Here is a 5087-nt window from a genome sequence, read left to right on the forward strand (position 1 = left end):
GCCAGTCGTTGCGAACGCGCTGTTCGTGGAGTGTGGTCTCGTGGCGGAGGAGGTCGGCGTTGGCTCGTGCGACCGCTTCGCGTGCCCGCTCGACCGGGGTCGTGGCGGGGCCGGTCTCGGGTGCGGGCCGGCTGGTTGGGTCGAAGTCGGGGAGTTGTGCGGTGTAGACCTGTGCGCTGCCGTTGTAGTAGGAGCCGTCGCTGTCGGAGTCGTCGCTGCCGGGGGTTTGCTGGTAACCGGTCTCGGCGTCGCCCAGGGGGGATGGTTGCCATCCGGGGGGCGGGGTCCAGCCGGTGGGCACGAGCTCGATCTCGACGAACCACAGCGGCATGGTGTCGCCGGATTCGGGTTGGACGGCTTCGCGCTGGTAGGCGGCGTGGACGACGAACGTGTAACCGCGAGCTCCGCCGAACTCGTTCTCCCCGGACTGGGTGTCCACGAAGGGCATGGTGCTCAGGCCGGGGGCGCCCGCGGGGACGCGGACCATCAGGTAGGCGTCGCGTTCGAGGGGGCTACGGGATCCCATGGTGAGCGACATGTAGGCCGGTTCGGTGTGCACGGTGCCCACCAGTGCGCCGGGGTCGGTCTCGTCCAGGCCCAAGACGTTGAACAGGTAGTCGGAGTTGACGCCGCGTTGGGCCAGGAAGGCTTGGCTGACGGGGACGCGGGTGGTGAGGGCGTCGAGGTTGGCGACGTTGTGGAGATAGCGCGCGCGGTCGTCGGGGGTGCTGTGGGTGGGGGTGCCGCGCAGCAGGCTGTTGATCTGGTCGAAGTCGTCGCGGGCGTAGGCGCGTAGTGACTGGACTTCGTCGGCGGATGCGACGTCTTGGATGCGTTGGCCCTGGGGGGTGGTTTCCAGGTGTCTGATGGACCAGAAGCCGCCTTCGCTGTTGTCGGCGAAGCGGTGGGCGTGATTCATACCGGAGCCGTAGGGGTGGGACCTCTCGGGCGGGAAGGTGACGGCTGGCGGAGGCGGGGTGAGGGCGGTCCAGGCGTTGTCGGGCACGGGGACGTTGTTGGCGCTGAGGGTGTTGAGGGCGCGGAACAGGTCTCCGCTTTGATGCCAACGATTCCACTGATGGGTGATGGCCGAGGCGTTTTTCTGGGGGTCCTGGCCGGGTGGGGTGAAGCGCGCGGCGATGTCGTTCAGAGAGACGTTGCTGAAGGAGCGGTCGTAGTAAGCGCTGAGCAGGGGGTAGGCGAACGTGCGCAGGTTGGGGAGGGTGGCCGGGGAGTTGGCGAGGGCTGCGGCCACGTTGTCCCTGACCTGGGGTGAAACCTGGTGAGGGTGGATGGGGGTAGCGCCGTATCCCATCATGTTGACGCGCAGGTCGTTGGGGCCTGGGTGGGTGGCCGCTTCGGGGGAGAAGGTGTCCCTCGTAGCGGTCGGGTTGGTGGTTTCTGTGGTGGTGGTCTGGTCGGGTGTGGTGTCGGTGGTTCGGCTGGGTGTGGGGATGAGTGTGGTGGTGGGGGTGTTGTCGGGGGTGTAGGTGCCGCCTTCTTGTTGGTAGGCGGTGTGTGCGGTGTCGAGGTCGTTTTGGGCGGTGCGGGTTTCTGCGTTCGCGCGTTCGGTGATGGTTGTGGCGCGGTTTTGTGCGAGGGGGGTGTCGTTGTGGGCGTCGCGGGTTTCTGCGTGGGCGAGGCGGGTTTGTGCGTGGGCGGCGTCCAGGCGTAGTTGTGCGGCTACGACCATGGAGCCGAGGTAGCCCAGGTCGGTGTAGAACAGGCCGCGGTCGATGCGGGTGTTTTCCAGGGTGGTTTCGTAGCGGACCACGGCGAGGTTGGCCTCGGCCACCTCACGCTGCGCGGCCTCGATGGGGGAGCGGCCGGTGGTGGCGGGGGTGGTGGGGTCGATACCCGGGGTGGGGGTGGGGCCGGTGTGGGTGAGCGCGGTGTAGATGGACGGCCCGGCGTAGGTGGTGGAGCTTTCCCCGGTGTCCGGCGACAAGAGGGCGTCGAGCGCGGAGTCCCTGGAACGTTGGGCATTCCAAAAGGCCTCGACTCGGTCGAGGAAAGCTTTTTTCTCAGTAAAGTTTCTGAGTGTTTTTTTGCTGTTGCTTCTATCGAGTTCGGCGCTTGGTTCGAAACTCCTGTCTTTGGCGAGCTGAGTGAGGGTGCGGTTCCGGTAGGCGTCGAGGATTTTTTGGACTGTTTGGCTTTGGGTGTTTCTGAGGATGGGGGTGGCGCTTTTGAGTTGTTGAATGGTGGTGCTGGCCGTGCTGGAAGCACCGGAGGTTCTGGAAGTTCTGGTGGTGCTGGAGGCGCCGGAGGTTCTGGAAGTCTTGGTAGTGCTGGAGAGCGTGGCAGCGGGGGCAGGCGGGGGGACGTCGAATCCGGGGTTGTTCGCGCGTTGCCCGTACCAGGCGGTTGCGATCTGATTGAGGAATCGTGCTTTATCGGTGGAGCTTTGAAGTTGTTTTTTTGCTCCAGTTCCGTCGAGATCGACTCGTGGTTTGAAGGTTTTGTTTTGGGCGAGTTGAGTGAGGGTCCTGTTCTTGTAGGCGTCGAAAATGATCTGGGCGGTGTGGTCGCTGGTGCTTTTGAGGATTGGTGCGGCGTTTTTGAGTTCCTGGCTGGTGATGCTGGCAGCGGGGGTGGGCGGGGGGGCGTTGAGTTCGGGGTTATTCACGCGTTGGGCGTCCCACGAATCCCTAACTTGATTGAGGAACGCGTTTTTGTCGTCGAAGTTGAGAAGTTGTCTTGTTGCTCCGATTCCATAGAGGTCGACTCGTGGCTGGAAAGTGGTGTCTTGGGCGAGCTGGGTGAGGGTTCCGTTTTTATAGGCGTCGAGGATTTTTTGGACTGTTTGGCTTTTGGTGCTGCTGAGGATGGGGGTGGTGTTTTTGAGTTGTTGGATGGTGGCACTGGGATCGGGGCTGATGTAGGTGGAGCGGAGGGCGCTGGGGCCAGGTTGGGTGAGGTAGGTGCCGGTGGGGTTGCTGCCGAAGTCGGTGCTGGACGGAGGCCAGGTCGTGTACGTGGGGGTGGAGCTGGTGGCGGGGGTCGTCCAGTCCATGGCCTGGTTCAGACCGGTGTATTGGGTGGTGCTGTATTGGGTGGTGCTGTATTGGGGGGTGGTGCTGTAGGGGGTGGTTGTTTCCTCAGCGCGGGTGAGGAAGGAGGGGAGGTTGTAGTTCTCGCTGCTGTCCGAGGCGAGGTTGAGGGTGTCGGTGTCGTAGTAGTTGGGGTCGTAGTAGGCGGGGTCGGTCCAGTAGGTGTCGTTGGGGTCGGGGGTTCCGGCCATGTTGACGTGGAGGTCGTTGGCGCCGGTGTGGGTGGCCGCTTCGGGAGAGAGGGCGTCCCTCGTAGCGGTCTGGTTGGTGGTTTCCCCGTTGGTGGTGGTCTGGCCGGGTGCGGGTGTGGGTGTGGGTGTGGGTGTGGGGATGAGTGTGGTGGTGGGGGTGTTGTCGGGGGTGTAGGTGCCGCCTTCTTGTTGGTAGGCGGTGTGTGCGGTGTCGAGGTCGTTTTGTGCGGTGCGGGTTTCTGCGGCCGCGTGTTCGGTGATTGTTTTGGCGCGGTTTTGTGCGAGGGGGGTGTCGTTGTGGGCGTCGAGGGTTTCGGCTTGGGCGAGGCGGGTTTGTGCGTGGGCTGCGTCCAGGCGTAGTTGTGCGGCTACGACCATGGAGCCGAGGTAGCCCAGGTCGGTGTAGAAGAGGCCGCGGTCGATGCGGGTGTTTTCCAGGGTGGTTTCGTAGCGGACCACGGCGGTGTTGGCTGCGGCCACCTCACGCTGCGCTGCCTCGATGGGGGAACGGCCGGTGGTGGCGGGGGCGGTGGGGTCGATCCCCGGGGTGGGGGTGGGGCCGGTGTGGGTGAGCGCGGTGTAGATGGACGGCCCGGCGTAGGTGGTGGAGCTTTCCCCGGTGTCCGGCGAGAGGAGGGCGTCGAGCGCAGGGGGTTTCGCAGGGGTGGGGAGAATGATTTTGAGTGCGGTGTTGGTTTGGCGTTGGGTGTTCCAGGCGGTGGCGACCTGGTGGAGGAATGCTGCTTTTTCGGTGCGCTCGGCGAGGCGTTTTTTGTTTCCTGTTTCGTCGATTCCGGTTCTCGGCTGAAAATTCGAGTCTTCGGCGAGTTGAGCGAGGGTGTTGTTGCGGTAGGCGTCAAGAATTATTTTAACAACTTGTTCGCCAGAATCCCTGAGGATTGAAGTGGCGCTTTTGAGGCGTTCGGTTTCAGGATCGGGCTTAGGAGGCGTGGCGGGGGAGGGGAGGATGGCTTGGAGTGCGGGATCGCTGGCGCGTTGGGCGTTCCAGTCGACGGCGACCTGGTGGAGGAGTGTGGTCCTGTCCTTGGTGTTAAGGATTTCCTTTCTGTGTCCAGTGTTGTAAAGGTCAATCTTTGGGTGGAATTTTTTGTTTTTGACCAGTTCTTTCAGAGTGTTTCTCTGGTAGGAGTCAAGAATATTTTCGATAGACTGGTTGCTGATTTTTTCGAGGATTGGTGCGGAATTTTTAAGTTGTTTTATTTTGTGATTTGAAGATGTCGAGAGTTCGGAAGTGTTGTTCAGTACGGGGGGTGTTGCGGAGTTGGGGAGTATTGTTCTGAGGATAGAATTAGTGGTGCGTTGTTTATTCCAGTCAGTGGCAATCTCGTGGAGAAATTTTACCTTGCTCTCGTAGCTCTCAAAGTATTGTTTTTTGTCGCCAGGAACGTTGCCTGAGTGGAATGTACTATCGTTGGCGAGTTGATTGAGAGTATTATTTTGGTAGGCGCTAAGAATCCTATTGACGCTTTGGTTGCCAAATTCTTTGAGAATTGGGGTGAAGTTTTTTATTTGCTTTATTTTAAAGTTGAGGGCTTTGTCGGGTGAGGGGTTGGTTGGGGCCTGGGTTCGGGGGCGGTGGGTTCGGAGGGTGTTTTCGGGGTTGGGGTTGGTGGTGGTGAGGATGTGGTTGGTGGTGGGGTTGTTGGTCCAGGTGGTGAGGAGTGCGCGGGTGAGTCGGGTGCCTGGTTTGGTGGTGTGGGTGTGGGTGTGCCAGGCGTCGTAGACCTGGGTGAGGGTGGGGTTGTGGTCGGTGGCTGCGTGGAGGAGTTGGTGGGCTTGGGTGGTGGTGAGGTGGGGGGGTGCGTTGGGGGTGGTGCGGTGG

General features: G+C 61.7%; 4 protein-coding genes. 3 read left to right on the top strand and 1 reads right to left on the bottom strand.

Translation table 11 applies throughout. The features are described 5' to 3' along the window. The coding region (locus QSJ59_RS24200; RefSeq protein ID WP_285762083.1) for an ADP-ribosyltransferase at positions 1–3724 on the bottom strand (3724 nt) is incomplete at its 3' end. A gap of 84 nt (positions 3725–3808) precedes the next feature. Here QSJ59_RS24200 and QSJ59_RS24205 point away from each other — a divergent pair. The 3 genes from QSJ59_RS24205 (at position 3809) to QSJ59_RS24215 (ending at position 4810) form a co-directional block, all read left to right on the top strand. Beyond that, on the top strand, positions 3809–4147 hold the full coding sequence (locus QSJ59_RS24205) for a hypothetical protein (RefSeq protein ID WP_285762084.1): 339 nt from the start codon (positions 3809–3811) through the stop codon (positions 4145–4147). Between the two features lie 69 nt (positions 4148–4216). Next, positions 4217–4477: a hypothetical protein gene (locus QSJ59_RS24210; RefSeq protein WP_285762085.1), complete on the top strand. Its 261-nt coding sequence runs from the start codon at positions 4217–4219 to the stop codon at positions 4475–4477. Positions 4478–4660: 183 nt separating this feature from the next. Continuing rightward, positions 4661–4810, top strand: coding sequence for a hypothetical protein (locus QSJ59_RS24215; protein ID WP_285762086.1), 150 nt, complete (start codon positions 4661–4663; stop codon positions 4808–4810). The last annotated feature ends 277 nt before the right edge of the window (positions 4811–5087 follow it).

The sequence above is a fragment of the Nocardiopsis ansamitocini genome (assembly GCF_030268225.1).
Classification (GTDB): Bacteria; Actinomycetota; Actinomycetes; order Streptosporangiales; family Streptosporangiaceae; genus Nocardiopsis_D; species Nocardiopsis_D ansamitocini.